Source organism: Thiomicrospira pelophila DSM 1534, assembly GCF_000711195.1.
In the GTDB taxonomy this organism is placed as follows: domain Bacteria; phylum Pseudomonadota; class Gammaproteobacteria; order Thiomicrospirales; family Thiomicrospiraceae; genus Thiomicrospira; species Thiomicrospira pelophila.
In genome coordinates, this window is the sequence record NZ_JOMR01000001.1 from 1070616 (window position 1) to 1095475 (window position 24860).

General features: G+C 42.8%; 26 protein-coding genes. 19 read left to right on the forward strand and 7 right to left on the reverse strand.

The genetic code is table 11. The annotated features are described in order from the left end of the window. Window positions 1–2 precede the first annotated feature (2 nt). The 4 genes from N746_RS0105170 to dapD form a co-directional block, all read right to left on the reverse strand. Window positions 3–233 carry a hypothetical protein gene (locus N746_RS0105170; RefSeq protein ID WP_029934525.1) on the reverse strand — a complete coding sequence of 77 codons (231 nt, stop codon included), beginning with the start codon at window positions 231–233 and terminating at the stop codon, window positions 3–5. 2 nt (window positions 234–235) lie between these two features. Beyond that, entirely contained in the window at window positions 236–1375 is a 1140-nt protein-coding gene (gene dapE / locus N746_RS0105175) for a succinyl-diaminopimelate desuccinylase (RefSeq protein ID WP_029934527.1), read from the reverse strand. Next, complete coding sequence (locus tag N746_RS0105180; protein ID WP_245603339.1) at window positions 1372–1707, reverse strand: Spx/MgsR family RNA polymerase-binding regulatory protein; 336 nt, start codon at window positions 1705–1707, stop codon at window positions 1372–1374. Before N746_RS0105180 ends, dapE begins: the two co-directional genes overlap by 4 nt. A 95-nt stretch (window positions 1708–1802) precedes the next feature. Next, a complete protein-coding gene (gene dapD / locus N746_RS0105185; RefSeq protein ID WP_029934530.1) occupies window positions 1803–2630 on the reverse strand; it encodes a 2,3,4,5-tetrahydropyridine-2,6-dicarboxylate N-succinyltransferase in 828 nt (275 codons plus the stop codon). A 93-nt stretch (window positions 2631–2723) separates the two neighbouring features. Between dapD and N746_RS0105190 the strand changes: the two genes are divergently transcribed. Continuing rightward, window positions 2724–3098, forward strand: a complete 375-nt coding sequence (locus N746_RS0105190; RefSeq protein ID WP_029934532.1) for a VOC family protein — start codon at window positions 2724–2726, stop codon at window positions 3096–3098. Between the two features lie 12 nt (window positions 3099–3110). On the opposite strand, the gene glnD is transcribed toward N746_RS0105190, so the two are convergent. Together glnD and map are read right to left on the reverse strand one after the other, a co-directional pair. Next, window positions 3111–5729 (reverse strand): [protein-PII] uridylyltransferase, encoded by a 2619-nt coding sequence (glnD, locus tag N746_RS0105195; protein WP_029934534.1) that lies wholly within the window; start codon window positions 5727–5729, stop codon window positions 3111–3113. Between the two features lie 17 nt (window positions 5730–5746). After that, a complete protein-coding gene (gene map / locus N746_RS0105200) occupies window positions 5747–6523 on the reverse strand; it encodes a type I methionyl aminopeptidase (protein WP_029934536.1) in 777 nt (258 codons plus the stop codon). A 323-nt stretch (window positions 6524–6846) separates the two neighbouring features. Here map and rpsB point away from each other — a divergent pair, with 323 nt between their 5' ends. The 15 genes from rpsB (at window position 6847) to N746_RS0105275 (ending at window position 21225) form a co-directional block, all read left to right on the forward strand. Further along, on the forward strand, window positions 6847–7593 hold the full coding sequence (gene rpsB / locus N746_RS0105205; RefSeq protein WP_029934538.1) for a 30S ribosomal protein S2: 747 nt from the start codon (window positions 6847–6849) through the stop codon (window positions 7591–7593). Between the two features lie 89 nt (window positions 7594–7682). Beyond that, window positions 7683–8570 (forward strand): translation elongation factor Ts, encoded by an 888-nt coding sequence (tsf, locus tag N746_RS0105210; protein ID WP_029934540.1) that lies wholly within the window; start codon window positions 7683–7685, stop codon window positions 8568–8570. Between the two features lie 178 nt (window positions 8571–8748). Then, complete coding sequence (pyrH, locus tag N746_RS0105215) at window positions 8749–9468, forward strand: UMP kinase (protein WP_029934545.1); 720 nt, start codon at window positions 8749–8751, stop codon at window positions 9466–9468. Between the two features lie 2 nt (window positions 9469–9470). Next, on the forward strand, window positions 9471–10028 hold the full coding sequence (gene frr, locus N746_RS0105220; RefSeq protein ID WP_029934546.1) for a ribosome recycling factor: 558 nt from the start codon (window positions 9471–9473) through the stop codon (window positions 10026–10028). A 188-nt stretch (window positions 10029–10216) separates the two neighbouring features. Beyond that, window positions 10217–10894, forward strand: coding sequence for a polyprenyl diphosphate synthase (gene uppS, locus N746_RS0105225; RefSeq protein WP_156018349.1), 678 nt, complete (start codon window positions 10217–10219; stop codon window positions 10892–10894). Beyond that, entirely contained in the window at window positions 10894–11700 is an 807-nt protein-coding gene (locus N746_RS0105230) for a phosphatidate cytidylyltransferase (protein WP_029934548.1), read from the forward strand. Before uppS ends, N746_RS0105230 begins: the two co-directional genes overlap by 1 nt. A 12-nt stretch (window positions 11701–11712) precedes the next feature. After that, entirely contained in the window at window positions 11713–13107 is a 1395-nt protein-coding gene (gene rseP / locus N746_RS0105235) for an RIP metalloprotease RseP (RefSeq protein ID WP_029934550.1), read from the forward strand. Continuing rightward, a complete protein-coding gene (gene bamA, locus N746_RS0105240) occupies window positions 13079–15391 on the forward strand; it encodes an outer membrane protein assembly factor BamA (RefSeq protein WP_245603340.1) in 2313 nt (770 codons plus the stop codon). Before rseP ends, bamA begins: the two co-directional genes overlap by 29 nt. Window positions 15392–15500: 109 nt before the next feature. After that, a complete protein-coding gene (locus tag N746_RS0105245) occupies window positions 15501–16034 on the forward strand; it encodes an OmpH/Skp family outer membrane protein (RefSeq protein ID WP_029934554.1) in 534 nt (177 codons plus the stop codon). Between the two features lie 11 nt (window positions 16035–16045). Continuing rightward, window positions 16046–17110: a UDP-3-O-(3-hydroxymyristoyl)glucosamine N-acyltransferase gene (gene lpxD, locus N746_RS0105250; protein WP_029934559.1), complete on the forward strand. Its 1065-nt coding sequence runs from the start codon at window positions 16046–16048 to the stop codon at window positions 17108–17110. 47 nt (window positions 17111–17157) lie between these two features. Beyond that, window positions 17158–17595 (forward strand): 3-hydroxyacyl-ACP dehydratase FabZ, encoded by a 438-nt coding sequence (gene fabZ, locus N746_RS0105255; protein WP_029934561.1) that lies wholly within the window; start codon window positions 17158–17160, stop codon window positions 17593–17595. 4 nt (window positions 17596–17599) lie between these two features. Further along, window positions 17600–18370, forward strand: coding sequence for an acyl-ACP--UDP-N-acetylglucosamine O-acyltransferase (gene lpxA, locus N746_RS0105260; protein WP_029934563.1), 771 nt, complete (start codon window positions 17600–17602; stop codon window positions 18368–18370). A 10-nt stretch (window positions 18371–18380) separates the two neighbouring features. Continuing rightward, entirely contained in the window at window positions 18381–19538 is a 1158-nt protein-coding gene (lpxB, locus tag N746_RS0105265; protein ID WP_029934564.1) for a lipid-A-disaccharide synthase, read from the forward strand. After that, window positions 19539–20159 (forward strand): ribonuclease HII, encoded by a 621-nt coding sequence (locus N746_RS0105270; RefSeq protein WP_051678526.1) that lies wholly within the window; start codon window positions 19539–19541, stop codon window positions 20157–20159. Window positions 20160–20241: 82 nt separating this feature from the next. Beyond that, a complete protein-coding gene (locus N746_RS0105275) occupies window positions 20242–21225 on the forward strand; it encodes a chemotaxis protein CheV (RefSeq protein ID WP_029934569.1) in 984 nt (327 codons plus the stop codon). 140 nt (window positions 21226–21365) lie between these two features. Here N746_RS0105275 and ykgO read toward each other — a convergent pair whose 3' ends face one another. Beyond that, a complete protein-coding gene (ykgO, locus tag N746_RS0105280; RefSeq protein WP_006459136.1) occupies window positions 21366–21491 on the reverse strand; it encodes a type B 50S ribosomal protein L36 in 126 nt (41 codons plus the stop codon). Window positions 21492–21683: 192 nt separating this feature from the next. Between ykgO and yoaA the strand changes: the two genes are divergently transcribed. From yoaA to N746_RS0105295, 3 genes are all read left to right on the forward strand, one after another. Further along, window positions 21684–23609 (forward strand): DNA repair helicase YoaA, encoded by a 1926-nt coding sequence (gene yoaA / locus N746_RS0105285; RefSeq protein ID WP_029934575.1) that lies wholly within the window; start codon window positions 21684–21686, stop codon window positions 23607–23609. Window positions 23610–23637: 28 nt separating this feature from the next. Then, window positions 23638–24291, forward strand: coding sequence for a tRNA (adenosine(37)-N6)-threonylcarbamoyltransferase complex dimerization subunit type 1 TsaB (tsaB, locus tag N746_RS0105290; protein WP_029934577.1), 654 nt, complete (start codon window positions 23638–23640; stop codon window positions 24289–24291). 114 nt (window positions 24292–24405) lie between these two features. Continuing rightward, complete coding sequence (locus tag N746_RS0105295; protein WP_029934579.1) at window positions 24406–24858, forward strand: universal stress protein; 453 nt, start codon at window positions 24406–24408, stop codon at window positions 24856–24858. Window positions 24859–24860 lie beyond the last annotated feature (2 nt).

Consider the following 24860-nt stretch of genomic DNA (forward strand, 5'->3'; position numbering starts at 1 on the left):
GATTAGCGGAGAATTTCGACGGGAAATAAGGCGTCAAAAACAAAGCCTAAACCGTATACAAATATAAAAATCAGTATGAATACGATCAGAATAGAAAAAGCTTGTTTATTTTCAATAAACTTTTTTCGCCATTGCTCGCCTTTAATCAGCGGCCATACCAACCAGACAAAAAATACCGCCGCACCTATTTGAAGTCCAATTAGTAGATATTCAAGCCAGATAGGGAGTTCCATATTTACGCCTTTGGTATGAGTAAATTAATCATTATTTGATAGTAGATATCTGTTAATAAATCTAGATCTTTAACACTAACACATTCGTTGACCTTGTGAATAGTGTCGTTTAAAGGTCCAAACTCAATTACTTGTGCGCCAGTCGGTGCTATAAAGCGACCATCCGAAGTACCCCCGCCTGTTGATAGGTCTGGACGGTAATTCATGATTTTTTGAATCGCATCAGATGTCGCTTGTATCAGTTGACCTTCTGCAGGCGTTACAAATGGCAATCCTGATAGGTTCCAGTCAAGCTGGTAGTCTAGGTTAAATGGCGCTAAACAATCCACCACGCCTTGTTTTAATGACTCAGGGGTATGTTCGGTAGAAAAACGGAAGTTGAACATGACTTCTATTTCACCCGGGATTACGTTAGTGGCGCCTGTGCCTGACTGTACGTTAGATATTTGTAGGGAAGTAGGTGGGAAGTAATCATTTCCTTGATCCCATTCAATTCCAGTTAATGCGGCTAAAGCGGGTAACGCTTTATGTATTGGATTGTCCGCTAGCTGTGGGTAGGCAATATGCCCTTGTATGCCTTTAATAGTTAACTTGGCGTTTAATGATCCGCGACGACCATTTTTAATTGAGTCACCCAGCTTAATATCACTTGAGGGTTCACCGACTAGGCAATAGTCGATTTTTTCATTACGATCTTCAAGTGTTTTGATTACTTTTATCGTACCGTCAATTGCTGGCCCTTCTTCATCACTGGTGATTAAAAAGCCGATTGAGCCTTTGTGATGAGGGTGGTCATTAATAAACCGTTCGGTCGCAATCATAAAACAAGCAATACTGCTTTTCATGTCTGCCGCGCCGCGTGCATATAGCATTCCCTGATCAATTTCAGCTGAAAAGGGCGGGTGTTTCCATTTATCAAGTGGTCCCGTTGGCACTACATCTGTATGGCCTGCAAATACGAGCAATGGGCCACTTTCACCTTTGCGCGCCCAAAGATTGCTGACATCACCGAATGGCATGGGTTCGCAGTTAAAGCCGAGCGGTTTAAGAAAGTCGGTAATTAAGTTTTGACATCCTTTATCGTCAGGTGTAACGGAGTCAATGCGGAGTAGGGTTTGGGCTAGATCTATGGTGGCGCTCATAATTTTTGATATTCTTCCAGTTTGAAGCCGATCAACACCGTTTGGTCAAGTTGAAGAACCGGGCGTTTAATTAAGGTCGGGTACTGTGTTAGCAGGTCTAAATCTTTATTTTCAATCGCCAATTTTTCGTCGTCCGAAAGCTGTTTCCAGCTAGTGCTGCGTTTATTAATTAAATTTGAGTAGTCGGTATAGGTTAACCAAGACTGAATGGATTGGGTGGTTAAGCCATCTTTGCGAAAGTCATGGAGCTGGAAGTTGTGACCAGCAGACTCTAAATATTTTCGTGCCTTGCGAACAGTGTCGCAATTTGAAATGCCATACAGAATCATCATGTTTAGAGTTTTCCAGAAAAGGGTTTATAGTTTGAGTTTAACCCTGATATTGGGTTAAATCAAAAAAGGCGCTAAAAAGCGCCTTTTCGAAGTGTTTAAATATCGCGTAATAATTCGTTAATGCCGACTTTACCAAGTGTTTTGGCATCGACTTTTTTCACAATGACTGCGCAGTATAGGCTATAGGTACCATCTTTTGATGGAAGGTTGCCGGATACTACAACTGAGCCAGCCGGTACACGACCATAATGGATTTCGCCAGTTTCGCGATCATAAATCCGTGTTGATTGTCCGATATAAACACCCATTGAGATAACGGAACCTTCTTCAACAATCACGCCTTCTACGACTTCAGAGCGCGCTCCGATAAAACAGTTGTCTTCGATAATAGTTGGCGCAGCTTGTAATGGTTCAAGTACGCCACCAATACCAACACCACCCGATAAGTGAACATTTTTACCAATTTGCGCACAAGATCCTACTGTTACCCAGGTATCCACCATCGTGCCGGAGTCGACATAGGCACCGATGTTGACATAAGACGGCATTAAAACCGTGCTAGGCGCAATATAAGAACCGTGACGTGCCATAGCTGGTGGAACAACACGAACACCAGCGGCTTCAAAGTCGGCCTGTGAATAGTCAGCAAACTTAGATGGCACTTTGTCAAAGTAACGTGTTTCAGACGAATTCATCACAATGTTATCTTGTGTACGGAAAGATAGTAGTACGGCCTTTTTTAACCATTCGTTAACCGTCCATTTGCCGACTGATTGACGTTCAGCCACACGCATTTGACCACTGTCTAATAGATGTAAGCTTTCTTGAATGGCACGCTTGGTTTCAGCGTCAACATTTTTTGGCGTGATTTCGGCACGGCGTTCAAACGCCGCTTCAATAATTTGCTGTAGATCCGCAGACATATTTTTAGTTTCCGTTTTCCGTTTACTTAATTAAAATACAATTGACGAATTATAACATTTTTGATTTATGGCCTAAAGAAAAAAGGAGTTAGTGTGGCAAAAGTAGTCGGCTTCGACCATGTCAGTATTTTGGTGAAAGATGCGCAGGCGAGTTTAGCGTTTTATCAAGATTTATTGGGTTTAAGTTGCTTAGATCGACCCAATTTAGGTTTTGATGGTTATTGGTTAGACTTAGGTGTTGGTCAGAGTTTGCATATTATGCAGTTGCCAAATCCTTGTGAAGAAACCGTTCGTCCTGAGCATGGTGGACGAGATCAGCATTTTGCGTTAAGAGTGGATAGTATTGATGAATTTATTGCAATGCTTGATGAGCATAACATGTCTTATACGTCCAGTCGGTCAGGGCGAAAGGCCGTATTTTTAAGAGATTTGGATCACAACGCTATTGAGCTTTTTGAAGTCGGTTGAGCCAGGCTGTTTTTAGGATTCAATATAGGTCATTAAGATTTGCGTGAGCTGTTGTTGGCGTTCAATGGGGATGGCTTCGTTGTGTGTGGTGCTTATGAGGAATGTATCTTCGGCTTTTTCGCCGACGGTATTAATTTTGGCATCGTGCATGCGGATTTCACAATCCCTAAAGGCTTGACCTACACGGGAAAGCAGGCCTGGTATGTCCTTTGTCACGATTGTGATTTCAGTGAGTTTTTTACTTAAATCTTGAAACTGCACTTGAGTGGGTGTTTTAAAGTGACGGATTCTACGCTCTTTGGTGTGGTTTACCATTGGCTTAATAGGCGGGTGGTCGACTAGATTGTGTTCCAGTTTTAGTTTAATTTGATTGAGCAGTTCTGGATCTTCGATCGCGACTTGATCCCTGTCTAAAAAGTAGACTAAAACTAGAGTCATATTTTCGCGAGTTGAGTAGACCTTAGCTTCTACGATGTTTAAGTTTAAGTTATCAAGCGTTTGGGTGATTTGAGCGAATAAGAAGTCTCGGTTAGGCATATAAATCATTAGTTCAGACGCACCACGATGGGTTTTGCCGGTAATGGATATAACCATCTCTTCGAGAGGGGTTTGATACAGCTGTTGCGTGATGCGACTGATTTCCAGCGGAGTTTGGCGATTAAAAAACTCAGTCTTTTTAAAACTGTTCCATAAGGCTTGGTAATCACTGGCATTAAGCGCATTTTTGGCTAGGATTTCGCGCGCTTTTTCTTGATGAAGTAAGGCTTTTTTGGTTTTGTCTTTTGGGATTTCTAAGGCTTTATCGAGCGCATTGGAGGTTTCGTTAAACAGCTCTAAAAAAAGTGCGTTTTTCCAATCATTCCACACATCATCGGAAGTGGAGCAAACATCGGCAACCGTCAGAAGGTACAAGTAATTCAAGCGATTTTGGTCGCCAACTAATCGAGAAAACTCCAAAATTACATTGGGGTCACTTAAATCCTTACGCTGTGCCACGCTTGAAAACTCAAGATGATGCCGAACTAGCCAAGCGACCAGTTTGGTATCGTTATCGGATAAGTTATGCGCTTTGCAAAATTGCAATGCGTCATCAGCCCCCAATACTTCATGAGCACCATTGCGACCTTTTGCAATGTCATGGAATAAACCGGCCAGAAACAGGATCTCGGGTTTGCAAATAGAGCGCGCAACCTGGTGGGCGGTAGGGAATTCAAACGCATATTCTTTGATGAAAAAACGTCTCAAATACCGAATCACCAAAATAGTATGTTCATCTACAGTGTAGGCGTGAAAAATATTGAACTGCATGAGGCCAGATATTTTGTGGAAGGCGGGTATGTAGGCTTCTAAAATGCCGTAGCTATGCATGCGTTTTAAGGAGGCGTTTACGCCCTTGGGTTGGCGGAATATTTCAATAAATAAAGCTTTGTTAATGGGGTCGTTACGAAACGATTCATCAATTAAATGCAGGTTTTCTCGTAAAAGTCGAATCGTACGAGCACGGATGCCGGCGATGCTGGGATCATTTTCTACAATAATGAAAAGCTCAAGTAGGGCGCTTGGAAACTGTTGGAAAACATGTTCGGTTCGGATGTCGAGATATTGGTTAACGAGTTGGAAGCGTTGGTTGATTTTGGTGATTTTTTGAGATTGCTGGGTGAATATTTCTTCATAAAAATGTTGTAGCAAAATCTCATTGAGTTTGACCACAGCTCGCAAGTTTCGGTAGTAACTATTCATAAACTGCTCAACGGCTAGCTTTTCGCTGGTGTCTTGATAGTTAAATGTTTCCGCAACTTGCTGTTGGTTATCGAATAACAAGCGGTCTTCGCGACGGTTTTTTAGACGGTGCAGTATGAAGCGTACTCGGCTTAAGAACTTATAGGCTGCATCTAACTCCCGGTATTCATCCGGTGTTATAAATTGTTTTTGAACCAGTTGGTGAATTGAGGTGGCATTAAAGTGCCGCTTGGCGACCCAGAAAATGGTTTGTATGTCACGTAAGCCCCCAGGGCTTTCTTTAATGTTGGGCTCAAGTTGATAAACGGTGTCGTGGAAACGCTTGTGGCGTTGCTCTTGTTCACTAAGCTTGGCTTCAAAGAAAGCTTGGCTGGGCCAAAAACTGTCAGACTTCCAAATGGTTTGCAGCGCTTCAAACAGTTCATAGTTACCGGTAATCCAGCGTGCTTCCAATAAATTGGTCGCGGTGGTGATGTCTTCTAAGCCGGCTTGATGGCATTCTTCGACCGTTCGAATAGCATGACCTACCTCAAATCCCATGTCCCATAGCAGGGTAATAAAGTGACTGATTTTGTCAGAGTCGCTGAAAGAGGTTTTACATAGAATTAATAAATCGATATCCGAATGAGGGTGAAGTTCGCCACGACCATAGCCACCCACTGCGACTAAAGCAAAGTTTTCAGCATCGAAACTATGATGCCAAATCTTCTTTAGAATTTGATCAATAAACACCGAACGCTCTTTAATCAATTCAGAAACCGCCGTTCCTTGGTCAAACTGATTGAACTGATGGGCACTAAAGCGCTGAAGCATATCGCGTCCAACCTTAGCCGCAATGTCAGGTTGTTTAAGTGCGTTGATAAAGTTGGGTAGGTCGGATTGGGTGTGCATTAAGTAGACCTTTAGCGCTATAAAAGAGGTTTCTCACCAGTTCTTAAAGTGAATACTTCATAGCCAGTTTCGGTTACAAGTAAGGTATGTTCCCATTGAGCTGATAGCGTGCGGTCTTTAGTCACGACTGTCCAGCCGTCACCTAATAGCTTGACCTCTGGGCGACCTAGATTAATCATGGGTTCAATGGTAAACGTCATACCAGGCTTTAGTACGACTTGTTTTTGTTCTTGAGAGCTGTAGTGTAGGACCTGAGGTTCTTCATGAAAATCCGCACCAATACCATGCCCGCAGTATTCTTTTACAACTGAACAATCGTTGGCATGAGCGTGTTGTTCAATTGCAAGCGCGACATCATAAAGTGTAGCGCTTGGTTTTACCTGTTGAATGCCTTTCCATAAACACTCATGCGCTATCCGACATAGACGAGAAGCAAAAGGCGCGACTTTGCCAACTTCAAACATCATGCTGGTGTCACCATGGAACCCATCTTTAATCACAGTGACATCAATATTAATAATGTCACCTTTTTTTAGTTTTTTATCACTGGGGATGCCATGGCAGACTACTTGGTTAATGGAGGTGCAGATGGACTTCGTAAAGCCATGATAACCCAGGGTGGCCGGAACGGTACCTTGTACTTGAGTCATATAGTCATGTGCTTTTTGATTAAGTTCTTCTGTTGTAACGCCAGGCTGTACAAGGGGGGTTAACATTTCAAGCACGTCAGCTGCTAAGCGGCCGGCTACGCGCATTTTTTCAACTTGTTGTGGGGTTTTTAAGATAATACTCATAGTTGATTAGGTTTATATCCAGACAGTTATTTTTTACAAAGTCTACCAGATATCTAGCTTCTGGCTAAAGGCTAAGCAGGGTGATCCTAAGAAATATTTATTAAAAGCCTTGTTTTGATGTTATTTGATGCTGGAAGACTTGAGTGTTTGGGGGTGATATGGTATAAATGCCGCGCTTATTTTTAAACGCGTTTTAAAGATAGTGCGACTTTAATTAAAACACACGTTTATCGGAACATAAAACGGGGTGCTAAGTTCAGATCGATTGACTTAGTTCGTTTTAGCTGGGTAAACGGAGGCCTAACCCAAAATTGGAGAGAAACATGGCAAAAGTAACAATGCGTCAAATGCTTGAAGCGGGCTGTCACTTTGGACACCAAACCCGTTATTGGAACCCTAAAATGGGTCAATATATCTTTGGTGCTCGTAATAAAATTCATATTGTAAACCTTGAAAAAACCCTTCCTATGTTCAACGATGCATTGAACTTTGCAGGTTCGGTTGTTGCTAATAAGGGCAAGGTTTTATTTGTAGGTACTAAGCGCGCCGCGCGTGATTTAGTTGCTGAGCAGGCTACTCGTTGTGGTATGCCTTATGTAAACCACCGTTGGTTGGGTGGTATGTTGACTAACTTCAAAACTATTAAGCAGTCTATTAAGCGTTTGAAAGAGCTTGAAGCCATGCAACAGGATGGTACCTTCGATAAAATCACTAAGCGTGAAGCTCTGACACTAACTCGTGAATTAGAAAAGTTAGAATTGTCTTTGGGTGGTATTAAAGACATGCGCGCTATGCCTGATGCTATCTTTGTTATCGATACCGGTAATGAAGATATTGCTATTTTGGAAGCGAAAAAGTTAGGTATTCCGGTTATTGGTGTGGTTGATACTAATAACAACCCAGATGGTGTGGATTATGTTATCCCTGGTAATGATGATGCATTGCGTGCAATCAAACTATATTTAGAATCTATGGCTGACACGGTAATGGAGGCGAAAGCTAGCATTACAACCGCTTCTGCAGCGGATGAGTTTGTTGAAGCGGTAGAGACGGAAGAAAAAGCCGTTTAATTAAAGCTTTAAAGCATCATCACCAGGCCTGGTCATACCAGGCCTGGTTGTTTCTAACCAAACAAAGATTATTTTAGAAGGAATTAAACATGGCAGTTTCTGCAGCGATGGTAAAAGAATTGCGCGAAAGAACGGGCGCAGGCATGATGGATTGTAAAAAAGCCTTGGATGAAACACAGGGTGACTTGGATGCAGCAATTGAGTTTTTGCGCGTCAAAGGTATGGCAGGGGCGGATAAAAAAGCCGGTCGTGTTGCTGCTGAAGGCGTAATCGCGATTGCAATTTCGGATGATAAGAAAAAAGCGGCGATCGCAGAAGTTAACTGTGAAACGGATTTCGTTGCAAAAGGTGAAGACTTCCAGGCGTTTGCAAATGGTGTGGCTAAAGTGGTACTTGAAAAAGGCTTCACAAGTGTTGAAGACCTTGAGAAAGAAACCCTTGAATCGGGCAAAACCATTGATGAAACTCGTCGTGCATTGATCGCTAAAATTGGTGAAAACATGCAAATTCGTCGTGTTGAAATCGTTGAAACTTCAAGTGGCGAAATTGGTAGCTATCAGCACGGCGAAAAAATTGGTGTTGTGGTTGCGATGAATAACGGTGACGAAGCCCTTATTCGCGATGTTGCGATGCATGTTGCCGCGACGAAGCCACAAGCCATTTCAGCTGACGATGTGGATCAAGAAATGCTTAATAAAGAGCGTGAAATCTTGACTGATCAAGCTAAAGAAAGTGGTAAGCCAATGGAAATCATTGAGAAAATGATTGATGGTCGTATTCGAAAGTATTTAGAAGAGATTACCTTGTTAGGTCAGCCTTTTGTTAAGGATCCTGACCAGACAGTAGAAAAACTATTGAAAGCAAATGATGCTTCAGTAACACGTTTCATTCGCCTAGAAGTGGGTGAAGGTATCGAGAAAGAAGTATTAAACTTCGCAGACGAAGTAGCCGCCGCCGCCGCCGCAGCACGAGGTTAATTGGTCGTGAAAACCATAATTGCCAGCCGAAGATCGACCTGGTAGTTATGGTTTTTTTGTGTTTAAAACATAATCATTACTAATGATTTTTTAGAGTTTTTAAAATTGCGTGTAATCGACGATTTGGCCGGTAATTTTAAAAGCTTTATAAAGTGTAAAATAGACTAAAGGGTTCGCCATGAAACTAAAGTACTCTCGAATTTTATTGAAATTTAGCGGCGAAGTCCTAATGGGGAAAGCGGACTTTGGTTGGGATATGTCTGTTTTACAGCAGGTAGCCGAACAAGTTAAAGCGATTCGCGAGCAGGGTGTTGAGGTCGCTATCGTTGTTGGCGGAGGTAACGTGTTCCGTGGCGGGCAGGTTCAATCCAAGTCAATTCAACGTAGTACTGCTGACCAGATGGGTATGATGGCTACGGTTATGAACGGTCTAGCACTGCGAGATGTTTTTGAAAGTATTGGTTTGAAAAGCCGCATTATGAGCGCGAATGCGGTTGAGGGTGTAGCTGAAGGTTTTAATGCTAACCACGCACAAAAGTGTTTGGCAAGTGGCGAGGTTTTAGTGTTCGCTGGCGGAACGGGAAATCCCTTTTTCACTACTGATACAGCCGCGGCGCTTCGTGGCATTGAAGTCGGTGCTGATGTTGTGCTTAAAGCAACCAAAGTCGATGGTATTTACGATTCAGATCCGAAGAAGAATCCACAAGCGATTCGATTCTCTCAGTTGAGCTACTCAGACGTTATCCAACAGAATTTACAGGTGATGGACTTGGCCGCTTTTGCCTTGTGCCGTGACCATGCAATGCCCATACGCGTGTTTGATATGTTAAAAGACGGCGCGCTTAATCGAATTTTACTAGGTGAAGATGAAGGCACGCTAGTAACGACAGGAGACTAATCATGTTAAAAGACATTCGTGATGATGCGAAAAATAGAATGCAAAAGTCACTTGAAACTTTAGAAAGTAACTTTGCAAAAATCCGCACAGGCCGCGCGCATCCAAGTATTTTGGATTCGGTGATGGTGGATTATTACGGTTCAGATGTACCGATTAGTCAGGTGGCCAATATAAACGTTGAAGATGCGCGTACCTTGACGGTTCAGCCTTGGGAAGCCCCGATGCTTCAAAAGGTAGAAAAAGCGATTATGATTTCTGATTTGGGTGTTAACCCGGTTGTGCATGGCAATATGATGCGTATCCCAATGCCAATGTTGACCGAGGAACGCCGTAAAGAGTTCGCCAAGGTTGCACGAACTGAGGCTGAACATGCGCGTGTCGCAATTCGTAATATTCGTCGAGATGCAAATGGCGATGTGAAAACTTTGTTAAAAGACAAAGAAATCACAGAAGACGAGGCGCATCGCTCGGATGATGATATTCAAAAGTTAACGGATGAGTTTGTCGGTAAAATCGATAAACTACTTGCCGATAAAGAAGCGACATTATTGGAAATATAAGTCGAATTTTAGCCCTGAATAAGGCATAATTTCGTCTGCACATACAACGGCCCTTCTGGGCCGTTGTCATTCTTTGCCATCAATTTTGGCTTAGCTATACACTATATAGTTTTTAGAACCATATTTTAGGATTGACCTTGTCACAGACTGAGCCCTCACAACCTGTTCCTCAACATATTGGCATCATTATGGATGGTAACGGTCGTTGGGCAAAAAAACGGTTTTTACCGCGTTATATCGGCCACCAAAAAGGTCGTAATGCGGTTCGTAAGGTGGTGGCTCATTGTGCCAAACGTGGTGTAAAAGCCTTGACTTTATTTGCTTTCAGTACTGAAAATTGGCGTCGGCCGCAGGATGAGGTGAGTAAGTTGATGGATTTATTTTTGCAGGCTTTGCAAAAAGAGGTCGGCAAGTTGCACGAAAATAACGTGCGTTTGCGTGTTATCGGCGATCGTGCGGGTTTCAGTGAAACGATTCAGTCTCATATTCTCCAGGCCGAACAGCTTACTCAGGCCAATACGGGTTTAGCACTTAATATTGCGGCTAACTATGGTGGACGTTGGGATGTTCTGGAAGCCATCAAAGCATGGCAGGTTGCCCATCCAAATCAAACACCAGCCGATCTTACCGAAGCTGATTTAGCCCCTTATTTATGTTTAGCTGAATTGCCAGAGCCAGACCTTTTAATACGCACCGGTGGCGAACAGCGCATAAGCAATTTTTTGATTTGGCAAATGGCTTATGCTGAATTCTATTTTACCGATACCTTGTGGCCTGATTTTAACGAGGCCAGCCTAGACGAAGCGATTAATTCCTTTGCTCGAAGAGAACGTCGTTTTGGCCAAACCAGTGAGCAAATTTCCTAATGTTAAAGCAAAGACTGATCACCGCCTTGGTGTTAATTGTGGTTTCTTTATGGGCCTTATTTGGTGCTGAGCCACTTGTTTGGCAATCGGCGGTTACTTTGATCGCCATGATAGGTGCTTGGGAATGGACGCAGTTTATGCGCCTAGAAAATCGAATAATAAAATTAGCTTTCAGTGCTGTGACGGCTGGATTAATTGTTCTGGGTCTAGTATTTGATCTGCAAAATTGGATTGTTTACTTGGCGATGCTTCAGTTACTGATTGTTGTCTATATGGTAACAAGATTTCAATTGAGTGAAGGTCAAGTGGGTCTGAGTCATCGCTTGTTTGTGGGCTTAGTTGGATTATTGTTTCTGGTCAGTTTTGCATGGTCACTGATATGGCTAAGAGACGCTTATTCGGCTTGGGTTGTTTTATTTAGTATGGCGATGATTTGGGTGATGGACTCAGGCGCTTATTTTGCAGGTCGGCGTTTTGGTCGTCATAAACTCGCACCCCATGTCAGTCCAGGCAAAACCTGGGAAGGTGTCTTGGGCGGTGTGGTTCTAGTTGGTTTGGTTTCAGTGTTGGTTTGGTTTGAATGGGCGCAAGCTTTTTACACGCCAGGCCTGGTTGTGTTTGTAGTATTAAGTAGTTTGATTGCTGCATTATCGGTTTATGGTGATTTGTTTGAAAGCCTGCTAAAACGCCAAGTTAACATAAAAGACAGTGGCAAAATCTTGCCCGGTCATGGCGGGGTACTGGATCGTATTGATAGTTTATTATTGGCATTGCCATTGTTTTGGGTGTTTTGGTCGTTTACGTGAGTTTAAACTGATATGACGATTTTATGGGCGGTGCTGGGCTTTAGTTTACTAATTGGCGTATTGGTGACGATACATGAATGGGGACATTTTGCTGTCGCACGCTTTTTTAACGTCAAAGTATTAACCTTTTCAATCGGATTTGGGCGTGCCATATATAAAAAACAGCGCGGTGAAACTCAATACCAAATCGGCCTGATTCCACTCGGTGGTTATGTTAAGTTTTTAGATGAGAGAGTTGACTCGGTTGCCGAACATGAAAAGGCGCGGGCTTTTAATCAGCAATCGGTTTATAAGCGTTTTGCGATCGTTTTGGCCGGCCCCATTATTAACTTAATCTTTGCTTGGTTGCTGTTTGCAGTGATTAATATGATCGGTGTCAGCAATTTAAAACCGTTATTTGAAACACCAACTAACAATTCACCTTTGGCTTCAGCGATGACAGATTTAGATGGTGACCACCAGGCCTGGTGGTTGGTTGAAGTGGACCATCAACCTGTCTCCAGTTGGCCACGCGTGCAACAAGCTGTTTTGCAAGGCTTGGTGCATGATAAAGCCAGCGTAACTTTATCATTGCAACCTTTTGGTACTAAAGCCGATGAACAGGTCAACAATCAGCTGGTTGAACTCCCTTTGTCTGGTTTGGATCTTAATAATGTCAAATCGAACTGGTTAGGTGAGTTGGGGTTTAGGCCAAAACCTCCCAATTTAGCGCCTTTGATTGATGAGGTGTTAGACGGTTCGCCGGCTTTTAAAGCGGGCTTACAGTCAGGGGATCGTATTACTGCGGTTAATGGCCAAGTCATAAATGATTGGCAAGCTTTAGTCCGCTTTGTGCGCTTGCATCCAAATGAATCACATTTGATCTCCTATCAACGAAACCAAGCTCAGTATGATGTGATGGTTAGGTTTGAAGGTGTTGAGCAGTCTGGCGAACAAATAGGGCGTTTAGGTGCATCAGTTGACCAAACCCAGCTACAGCAGAGTGAATATTATGCGATTGAACGTTATGGTGTATTAGGCGCTTTTGAACAAGGCTTGCATCAGTCAGTTAACTTATTAAACATGACCTTGGTGATGTTCAAAAAAATGCTGTTTGGCGAAGTTGGACTCGCTCATTTGTCGGGGCCTTTAAGCATTGCCGATTTTTCAGGACAAGCCTTGCAGTCTGGTTTTATTAGTTTTTTAAGCTTGATGGCGCTGTTGAGTTTAAGTTTAGGGGTTTTGAATTTATTGCCTATTCCTATGTTGGATGGTGGGCACTTAATGTATTACTTGGTTGAAATGGTACGCGGTCGCCCAGTAAGTGAGCGCGTTGAAGAAATTGGTTATCGTATTGGATTGACATTAATCGTCGGTCTAACCATTTTGGCTTTTACGAATGACTTGGTCAGAATTACAAATGGATAGAATGTTGAAGAATTTTTTCAAACCCAAACTTATTATCGGCTTTTTTGTCTTAAGCCTGTCCCAAGCGTTATTGGCAAATGAATTTGTGATTACTGATATTGTCGTTGATGGTACCGAGCGAATTGGTTTTGAAACCGTGAATACTTATTTACCCGTGAGTATTGGGGATAGTTTAACGTCAGAAAAAGAAAGCGAAAGTTTGCGTGCCTTGTATAAAACTGGGTTTTTTAACGATATAGCACTTTATCGTGGCGACAATAATGAGCTGATTATCCAAGTGACGGAGCGTCCTTCGATCGCGCAAATCGATGTGAAAGGTAATAAACTGATTAAAACTGATGATTTGATGGAAGCCTTAAAGTCACTCGGGATCAGCCAAGGCAAGATTTACAATGCAATCGAGATGGATCGCGTTAATATCGATTTAAAGCGTCAATATCATAATCAGGGTTATTATGCCGCGGCGATTAAGATTGAAGCGATTGAATTACCACGTAATCGTGTAGAGCTCAAAATAACCGTTGATGAAGGTCAGCCAGCTAGTATTGAGCGCATAACACTAGTTGGTAACGCAACCTATCCTGATGAACGCTTAAAGGCTTTATTTTTATTGTCTGAAAGTGTTTTGATTGGCAATGGTGATAAGTACGCTCGTCCTAAACTCCAGTCTGATCTTGAAACGTTACGATCCTTTTACATGGATCGGGGGTTTGCTGAGTTTACAATTAATTCTTCACAAGTTTCGTTATCGTCAGACAAAACTAAAGTATTTATTTCGGCTAGCTTAACTGAGGGGCCACAGTATCGGTTGGACAGCATTAAGTTCAGCGGTACCACACAATTGACTGAAGAGCAGCTGTTTGAGCTTGCCAAGTTGGAAAGCGGAGACTTGTTTTCACGCAGTGACGTTATTGCAGCCATTACCGCAATTCGAGATCGTTTGAGTGAAGAGGGGTATGCGTTCGCAGAAGTTGAGCCGCGCACACAAATGGATCCGAAAGCCCAGTTGGTTGACTTAGAGTTTTATATTCAGCCCAAAAGCCGTGTTTATGTTCGTAAGATCGAAGTTGAAGGCAATACACGAACGCGTGATTATGTTTTACGTCGAGAAATGCGTCAGCAAGAAAGCGCACCTTATTCATTGGCTGCGGTGCGCCAGTCAACGACCCGTTTAAACCGCCTGGGTTACTTTTCAAAAGTTAATATTGATACCCGTCGAGTTTCAGAAGATGAAGTTGACTTAGTGATTGTAGTGGAAGAACAACCCACCGGCTCTTTTACGGCCGGTGTGGGTTATTCGCAGTTAGATGGTGTGAGCTTTAACCTGGGTATTTCTGAGAAAAACTTTTTGGGTACGGGTAATGAGCTGAATTTGAGTATGAACTCCAGTGCGTCTATGAAATCCGCCGACATAGGTTATACCAACCCTTACTTTACTGATGACGGCGTAAGTTTAGGAACTGGCTTTTATTATAGTGAAATTGATGCGTCAGAATTAAATATTACTGATTATACCTTGGATAAGGTTGGTTTTAGAGTCAATGTGGGTTACCCCACGAGTGAAGAGACTCGACTAAATTTCGGCTTAAAAGCAGAAAGCCAGTCTTTGCGATGTTTAACTGCGTTTGATGCTTGTGAACAGCACCTGGCTGAGTTTGATGAAGATAATCAATACTTATTGTTTACCACAGGCTGGCGTTATGACTCTCGTAACAGTTTTTACTTTCCATCAAAAGGTCATACCACCAATTTATCAGCCCAAGCGGTGGTGCCGGGCACATCTGACATGACGTTTTATAAGGTTTTTGCCGAGGAAAAATGGTACTACCCTTTATCGGATAATTTTAGCTTTAAATTGAGCGGTGGTGTGTCATACGGTGCGGGTTATGGTGAGATAGAAAAGCTACCATTTTATGAACGTTTCTATGCGGGTGGTATAGGTTCTGTTCGAGGTTTTGATCCTAACTCGCTGGGTGGCTACTACGAAGATATTAATCGACCACGTGGTGGTGATGCTCGAGTATTAACATCGACTGAAGTCGTATTCCCTATGCCATTAATTGAAGACTCTTCTAATTTACGCTTAAGTTTGTTTTTTGATGCAGGTAATATCTTCGAAACGCTCGAAGATGTTGAAACCAGTGAGTTCCGTTCAGCAACCGGTTTAGCTTTTGCTTGGATTACTCCAGTTGGGCCACTTGCCTTTAGTTTTTCAAAACCTGTGCATTATAAAAAAGACGATAAATTACAATCGTTCCAATTTAGTTTAGGTGTGCCGTTTTAGTCAGTCATAAATCGTAAGAAAAAAGATTAATCTCTGTTATCAATGGCTCAGATGGTTTATTATTTATGCGTTTTCTTTCAGCAAAATTCAAAGTTTAATAAGGTTAAGTATGCTTAAAAAGATTTTAATTTTGGGGCTTGTTTTTATGGCTTCAATCGCGCCCGCCCAAGCCAACGAGCCCATTAAGGTTGGTGTTGTTAACGTAGGTTTATTATTGGAACAGTCGCCACAAGCTAAAGCCGCCAGTACTGAGTTAGAGCGAGAGTTTGCACCACAGCAAGAAGAGCTGGTGAAGCTTAATAGTCAACTCGAAAAAGAAAAGAGTGACTTGCAGCGCAACAGCTTAGCTATGAGTGAAGCCCAGCAAGCTTCGAAAGAGCGCGAAATTCAGATGCTAACGCGTGAAATTCAGCGTAAACGCAATGATGTGCAAGAGTTGTTAAATATTCGTCGCAATGAAGAATTGGCTAAACTGCAAAGCCTTGTGAATTCGGCAATTCGAGAAGTCGGAACGAGTGAAGCTTATGACTTGATTTTGTATGAAGGTATTGCTTATACCAACAAACGTATAGACTTAACCCAAGCCGTTTTGGACTATTTGAGTAAAGATTTCGAAAAGCAAAGTTCTAATTTTAATCGTTAAATAGGTCCAATATGGCACAAGCTTCTAATAGTCTGACGCTACAAGCGATTGTCGATTTTTTGACAGAAAAAGGCTTTGAACCGGTGTTGCGCGGAGATGCATCACTAAAAATAAAGCGAATCGAACGTTTGTCGACGGCCAAAATAGAGGATATTAGTTTTTTATCGGATGAAAAATACCTTAAAGAACTTTCATCCTCACAAGCATCGGCGGTTTTAGTTCAGCCAAAGCATGCCGATTTATGCACAACAGCGGCCGTAATCGTCGATAATCCTTATGCTGCTTATGCCTTTATTGCTCAGAAACTATATGCGCCGGTTGAAACGAATGGAATACATCAAAGTGCTGTGGTAGCTGATTCCGCCCGAATCTCAACTAATGCAACCATTAGCCCAAATGCCGTGATCGGAGAGGGCGTTGTGATTGATGATCACGTCGTTGTCGGCGCGGGTTGCGTATTGGAATCTGGTGTAAGGCTGGGTAAAAATACGCGTTTAGCTCCGAATGTCACCATTATGAATGATTGCCGGCTAGGTGAAAACTGTATTGTGGAAGCGGGCAGTGTGATTGGTGGCGACGGCTTTGGCTGGGCCAAGCACCAAGGTCAGTGGGTAAAAATTCCCCAGATTGGTCGTGTCATAATTGGTAATTGTGTTTCAATCGGCAACAACGTGACGATTGACCGCGGAGCCATTGAGGATACCGTGATTGAAGATAACTGCATTATTGATAATTTGGTTCACATTGCGCATAACGTAAAAATTGGCTCAGGTACTGCGATTGCCGGTCAAGTAGGCTTTGCTGGCAGTGCGGTGGTGGGTAAGAATTGTACCTTCGCAGGCCAGTCTGGCATGGTTGGACATATCGAATTGACGGATGGTGTGACAATTATGGGGCGTGGTGTGGCGACACATAGCATTCACCAGGCTGGTGTATACAGCGGTTTTCCAGCCGTCCCTATTGCTGAATGGCAAAAGAATGCGATTTATGCCAAAAATCTGGCCAAATTCTCTGAAAAAATCAAAGGCTTAAATCAACGTTTAAGCAAGTTAGAAAAAAAATCGAACGAAACCTAAATTTCGTCTCTGGCAAATATAAATAATGTAAATTGGGATCCATACTCATGTTAAACGTCAAAGATATTTTTGAATACTTACCACACCGTTATCCTTTTTTATTGGTTGATCGAGTGACCGAATTTGAGTCAGGTGAATACCTTAAGGCTTATAAAAATGTGACGTTTAATGAGCCTCAATTTACTGGACACTTTCCTAATAACCCGATTATGCCGGGCGTTATGATTGTTGAAGCCATGGCGCAATGTACCGGAATTCTGGCTTTCAAAACTCAAGAAGTAAAGCCAGACGGTGACACCATGTATTATTTAGCAGCGGTCGATAATTGTCGTTTTAGGCAGCCAGCGGTTCCAGGTGATCGCTTGGATTTTGAGGTGCGCACCACGGGTAATAAACGTGGTATTTGGAAGTTTATATGTGAGACACGTATTGATGGGAAAGTGATTGCTTCAGCCGATCTTATGTGTGCAGAAAGAAAGGTGTAGTAGATTGATTCATTCCACAGCCATTATTGATGAAAGTGCAACAATAGCAGACAACGTCAAAGTCGGAGCATATTGTGTGATTGGTGCTAATGTTGTGATTGGTGAGGATTGTGTACTGGAACCTCACGTAGTTATTACTGGACCTACCACCATCGGGCGCGCTAACCATTTTTATCAGTTTTGCTCGATTGGTGCGGCACCACAAGATAAAAAATATCGCGATGAACCTACCACACTTGTGATTGGGAATGGTAATACCTTCCGAGAAAACGTGACCGTAAACCGGGGCACTACGCAAGATCGTGGTGAAACACTAATTGGTGATGATAACTGGATTATGGCGGGTGTACATATTGCACATGATTGTGTAATAGGTAGCCATGCCATTTTTGCAAACGCGACCGCATTAGCTGGTCACGTAACCGTTAATGACTGGGCTATTTTAGGTGGATATACCTTGGTTCACCAGTTTTGTAATATCGGGGCTCACAGTTTTTGCGGTATGGGCAGCGTGATTAATCAAGATGTCCCTGACTATGTCGTAGTTTCAGGAAACTTAGCTCAACCTCGCGGTGTAAACCTAGAAGGTTTAAAACGTCGTGGTTATGATCGAGATCAGTTAAGTCTAGTAAAAAAATCATATCGTGCCTTGTATCGGAGTGGATTAAAATTGGATGATGCGCTCGCTGAAATTCAAGCCTTAAATGATGATCGAGGTACATTGGATTCACTAATTCATTTCGTTCAACAGGCTAAGCGCGGTATCGTTCGTTAAGCAAACCCTTATGAATGGCATCCAACCACCACCCATTTTTGCATTGGTCGCAGGCGAAAGCTCCGGTGACTTATTAGGAGCGGACTTAATTCGAGGCCTGAAGGTGCGTTATCCTAATGCGCGTTTTGTCGGGATCGGCGGTTCAAATATGCAAGCGGAGGGTTTAGAAAGTTGGTTTGCAATGGAGCAACTTTCGGTTATGGGCTTGTTTGAAGTTCTCAAACATTTGCCAAAATTACTTCGCCTTAGAAAACAATTAATCCAAAAACTGCTTGATCTTAAACCACATGCATTTATTGGTATCGACGCACCTGACTTTAATTTTTACGTTGAACGCCAGCTTAAGCAAGCAGGTATAAAAGTCATTCACTATGTTGGTCCTTCGGTATGGGCTTGGCGTGAAAACCGACTACATAAGATCAAGGAATCGGTGGATGGCGTGTTGGTACTGTTTCCTTTTGAGCCGCCCATCTATGAGCGTTACGACATTCCGGTTAAGTTTGTCGGTCACCCATTTGCAGATCAAGTGCCAGCTGAACCCAATGCGGTACAGGCTCGTCAAAACCTTGGTTTACCCTTGGATATGCCAGTTACGGCTTTATTGCCGGGGTCTCGCATGAGTGAAATAGATCGTATGGCCGATCCATATATTCAAGCGGCCAAAAAACTGGCTTTGATTCATCCCTCTATGCAATTTGTAATTCCATGCGTTCATCAACGGGCTCGTGCGCGTATTGAAGAGTCGATTAAGCACTATGGTGCCAAATTGCCCATAAAGCTGGTTGATCAAAAGGCACAAACGGTAATGGAAGCCTGTGATCAAATGATTGTAACGTCGGGCACCGCGACTTTGCAGGCCGCTTTAATGATGCGCCCGATGGTGATTGCGATTAAGGTTCACCCAATTTCTTACTGGATTATGAAGCGGCTAGCGATTTCAAAATGGGTTGGCTTGCCTAATATTTTAGCTCAGCAAGATGTCGTGGTCGAATTGATTCAGCATGATGTGACGCCTGACAAATTGGCTTTAGAGTTAGGGCGTTTAATTTTGGATAAAAGTCGCCGAGAAATCCAGCTAAAAGCGTTTCGAATCCAGCGTAGCGCGCTCAAGCAAGATAGTGCTTCACTAGCGGCTCAAGCGATAATTGAATGGGCAGAGCTTAACTAGATGCAGCAGACAGGATTATTTGACACGCCTCTAACCACCAGGCCTGGCGCTATTCGAGTTGGTGTAGACGAGGTCGGACGCGGCCCGTTAGTGGGTGAAGTGGTTGCGGCCGCGGTTATTTTGCCGGCAGACTGTCGCTTGCAATTAAAAGATTCTAAAAAAATGACGCATGCGCAACGCATCGAGATGGCTGATCGCATTCGTGAGGTGGCCGTTGATTATGCCGTGATTGGCGTTTCAGCCAAAACGATTGATGAAATCAATATATTGCAAGCCACCATGCTCGCTATGCGTCAAAGTGTCGAAGCTTTAAATCAGCCGTTTGATGAGGTATTAGTGGATGGCAATCGCTGCCCAGATTTACCTTGCGCGTGTCGCGCGATTGTTAAAGGGGATGCATTAATTGCTGAAATCAGTGCCGCTTCGATTTTAGCCAAAGTCTATCGAGATGAACAAATGATGCAGCTACATGCGCAATATCCAGATTATGGGTTTGATCGTCACAAAGGCTATCCCACAGTTGAACATTTAGCCGCAATTGAGCGTTATGGTTTAATTGACGGCTATAGAAGCAGTTTTAAACCAGTTAGACAATGGCTTGAAAAAGATCAAATTAGTTAGTTTCTAGACGATTGGTCTTTTTATCTTTGTAGATTGGTATTAATATAAGGCCATTAAACCCTATTTAAACAGGTGATATCGGATGAGTACAACGCTGGAACAAATTGAAAAGACCGCTAATTTAAGTAAAAACAATCAGTTAAGTTTGATGGTTTTTCAAGTTCGCTTTCCGCAGCCTAATCAAAGGCCCCCGTCTTATTACGGCATGAATGTATTTAAAGTGCGTGAAGTGTTGGAAGCCCGCGCTTATCCGGTGTCTGAAATGCCGGATAGTAACCCGTTAATTGAAGGTATGATTGAATTAAGAGGGACTTATCTCCCGGTGATTGATTTGCCAAAGTGGATGGGTTTCGATATGACTGATGAAGAGCGTGCAAAGTCAATCATTATCGTGGCCGACTTTAGTCGTAACTTTATTGGTTTGCGTGTTGCGCATATTCATGGGGTTGAAGAAAAAGAATGGACGGATATTCACCCGGCTGGAAACTACAATGTAGACGTTAACCGTAATCAAATTGTAAACCACACCTACCTCGAAGGCAGTGAAACCCTGTGCTACATTCTAGATATTGAAAAGCTCCTGATTGAAGCCATGCCGGTAATGGCTAAAAAGATATTTTCATCCGCAAAAGAAGTGGATGCGTCTAAAGTTCAGTTCAGCTCCGCGATGAAACAGCGTCAGATTTTGTTTGCAGAAGACAGTAAGTCAATCCAAAAATACATGAGCATGGTGTTCGAGCAACTTGGTCTTCGCTCACAAGGCTTTGATAATGGTCGATTAATGTTGGACTACATCGCTAAGCAACCAAATCTAGACGACATCTCGGTTATTTTTACCGACTTGGAAATGCCGGTGGCTTCGGGCCATACGGTTATTAAAGAGTTGCGTTTAAATCCCAAGACGCGCAACTTGCCGATTATTGTTCACACCTCGATGACCAGCGATAATAATAGTCGTGAGGTGATTGAAATGGGTGCAAATTACTTTATTGGTAAGGTGGATACGGATCTGATCGTAAAAACCTTGCAACAGGCTCAAAAAGATTTTGTTGCCTTAGCAAATTAAACTTGAGCATCTGCATTCTAAGGCACCAGGCCTGGTGCTTTGAATGACTGAGTTAAATACGTCTTAAATAGAATTACAGCCAATAAAAAAGCCGTCTGATCAGGACGGCTTTTTTATTTAAAGCGATGAAACGTTAAAGATTAACGCTGGCGTGCTTTGAATTTCGGGTTTGTTTTACAGATCACATACACCTTGCCACGACGACGTACAACTTGACAGTCTTTATGGCGAGTTTTCGCTGATTTCAATGAAGATAAAATTTTCATGATAATTACCTAGGTTAATGAGTCTTTCAACTCGGTTCAAATTTGAAACGCGAATTCTACTGACTTGTGGCGAGTTTGTCTAGTATTGAGCGGGATTTTGATTGAAATAAAGTGATTATTAGTTATGCTAGTCGCTTTAGCCAGCAGCTTAGGCAAAGTTTTAATTGATTTTAAGGATGTGAAGGGTGCAGATTGTCGTTGCAAAATAAGGTAGAAGCCTTTTTAAAGGCAGGCGGAGGTTTGGAACAGACGATTGAGGGTTTCGGTGTTCGTGATGCTCAAATAGACATGGCACAGCAGATTGCCCAAGCGATTGAAGCCGAGTCTACCTTAATTGCAGAAGCGGGAACCGGCACCGGTAAAACCTTTGCTTATTTAATCCCAGCGCTTCTATCCGGCAAAAAAATCATCGTATCGACCGCTACCAAAACCCTTCAACAACAGCTGGTGGATAAAGATTTACCTTTACTGAAAAAAGTATGTGGTTTAAAAGGTCAGATTGTTTTATTCAAGGGCCGAGAAAACTACCTTTGCAGTCAACGCTTGGCCTTAGCCGAAACCCAAGAGCAGAATAACAAATCGGATTGGCAAAAATTATCAGATATTCGAGACTGGTCAGGTAAAACAAAAACCGGTGATTTAGCTGAATGCATTAAGATTGAGGAAAGCGATCCTATTTGGCGAAAAGTTTGCGCTCGTTTGGAATTCTGTCAGGCGGTTGGTTGCCAGAAAGAGGCTGATTGTTTTTATCCTCAAATGAAACAAAAAGCAACCGACGCCCAAGTTTTAGTGGTTAATCACCACTTGTTTTGTGCTGATTTAGCCTTGCGTGAACAAGGATTTGGCGAATTACTACCAAATGCGGACGTCACGATATTTGACGAAGCCCATCAGCTTCCAGATATCGCGGCTCAATTTTTAGGTTTTTCTGTATCGCGCCATCAGCTTGATGAATTAGGTCGGGATATTAAGCAAGCGAAATTGCAAGAGTCACCTGAATCCGATGACCTAGTAGATCGGGTTAATTTATTAGCCGAACAGGTCAAATTAGTGAATGAGGCCTTAGGCAAGTGGGAAAAACGTTGGACTTGGCAGCAGTTATCTAGCACCGATGTGTTTTTAGCCAGTTTAAAACGACTGTTAAATCATTTAGGCGCATTGGCCGATCATTTAAAAGCGTTAGAGGAGCGTGGTAAATTATTAGCCGCTGTGACCAAGCGCACTCAAGAGATGGAAAAACAACTAAAAGCCTGGCTGGAAACTGAAAAAGAAACTGAGGTGCGTTGGGCGGAGTCGTCGCAAGCTCGATTTAAGCTTAATATGACGCCGTTAAGTGTGGCTGAGCCGTTTAAACGACAACGTGAGTCCATTGGTGGCGCTTGGATCTTTACTTCGGCGACACTGAGCGTACGTAATCAATTTGATTATTTTCAACAGCGTTTAGGCTTGTATGATGCTCAAACCGCAGTTTGGCCTAGCCCATTTGATTATGCCAATCAAGGGGTGGTGTATCATCCGGTTGGTTTACCTGAACCGCGTGATCCTGATTATATTAAAATTTGCTTAAGAGCCGCTTGGCCACTGTTAAAAGCCAGCCAAGGCCGTGCTTTTTTATTGTTTACCAGTTTTCGTGCGCTGGGTGAGGCGCAAGTGATTTTACAAAAACACTGGTCAGGCCCATTATTAGTTCAAGGTGAAGCTCCTAAAAATCTATTATTAGAGCGTTTTAAATCCGAAGAGTCCGCGTTATTATTGGGCACTAGTAGTTTTTGGGAAGGGGTGGATGTAAAAGGTCAAGCATTGCAGTTAGTAATTATTGATCGGATTCCGTTTTCACCGCCGGATGATCCGTTGGTGCAAGCCCGTGAAAGTTATTTAAAGCAAAAAGGTTTGAATGGTTTTGCTCACTTCCAGTTACCTGAGGCGGTGATGGCTTTAAAGCAGGGCAGTGGGCGCTTAATCCGCGACCAGACTGATCGAGGCGTGTTAATGCTATGTGACCCACGTTTAACCACCAAACGATATGGACAGAGTATTATTGATAGTCTGCCGAATTTTCCTTGGGTGTTTGAGCCACAAAAAGCCTTGGAACTATTAAAATCCCAGCAAGATAAATAAAAATTTTAAAATCAATGATGAGTAAAACATGAGTATTGTATTAGCCGTAGAAAGTGCCACAGCCAACTGCGCAGCGAGTTTAATTGTTGAGGATGAAGTCTATACTTGTGCTGAGTTTGCTCCGCAACAACATGCCCAGCTTATTCTGCCGATGGTCGACAAGGTTATCCAACAGGCCGGTATTGAGCCAAAACAGATTGATAGTTTGGTGTTTGGTGAGGGGCCGGGTGCGTTTACCGGTTTGAGAATCGCGGCTGGAGTGGTGCAAGGTTTAGCGTTGGGATGGAATAAGCCGATCTTGCCTATTTCATCTTTAAAAGCTTTAGCCTATCAAGCCTACGAAGCTACCGGTAAAACAACTTGGTGGGTGTGTTTGGATGCCCGAATGGGTGAAATATACGTTCAGTATTGTGAATTTGATCCACAAGCGGCCAAAATGACCGCTAAACCGGCCGAATTAGTCAAACCTAACGACTTTAAAGTCTTAAAAGCTGACGTAAATGGTGTGGGTGATATTGGTTCGACTTACCCAGATCTTGTCAAGGATTTTACAAACTGGCTTGATGCCGTACCTCAAGCCGAAGCCTTGGCAAGACTGGCTTTGAGTGAGTTAAAGCAATCCAAGTATTTAGCTGTTGCTATTCCTCAGCCAGTTTACTTAAGAGCATCGGTAAGTTCGTGATTGCCAAAAAAATGTGCAACCGCCAACATCCACTAGACTTTATTGAAGTTTTTGCTAGATTTAAATAGTTCCTAACAATCTTATCCACAGAAACTGTGTAAAAAAGGAAGAAGTATGCATAACTATAAAACCATCCTTGTCGCAATCGATTTTTCACAACACAGTGGTCAGGCTTTACAGCGTGCAAAACAGTTGGCGCAAATTTACGATGCGGATTTAAGCGTGATTCATGTCACTGAAATTCCGACCTATCCAGTTTTAGAAGATATCGCGATTACGGGGATGCCTGGAATTTGGGATGACGAATTAGGTGATAAGCTTTATAAAGCGGCTCAAAAAAGATTAGAAGGCTTGGCTGAGAAAGAAGGTATTGAGACCTCAGCCTGTCAGGTTATAAGTGGTATTCCTCGAGTTGAAGTGATTGCAAAAGCTCAACAAATAAACGCTGATCTAATTGTAATCGGGCGTCGTGGCATTTCTGGGTTACAGCGCCTAATTGGTTCGACAGCGGATGCAATCTTGCATGAAGCCGCTTGTGATGTGCTGGCTGTTAAAATTGAGGAATAATT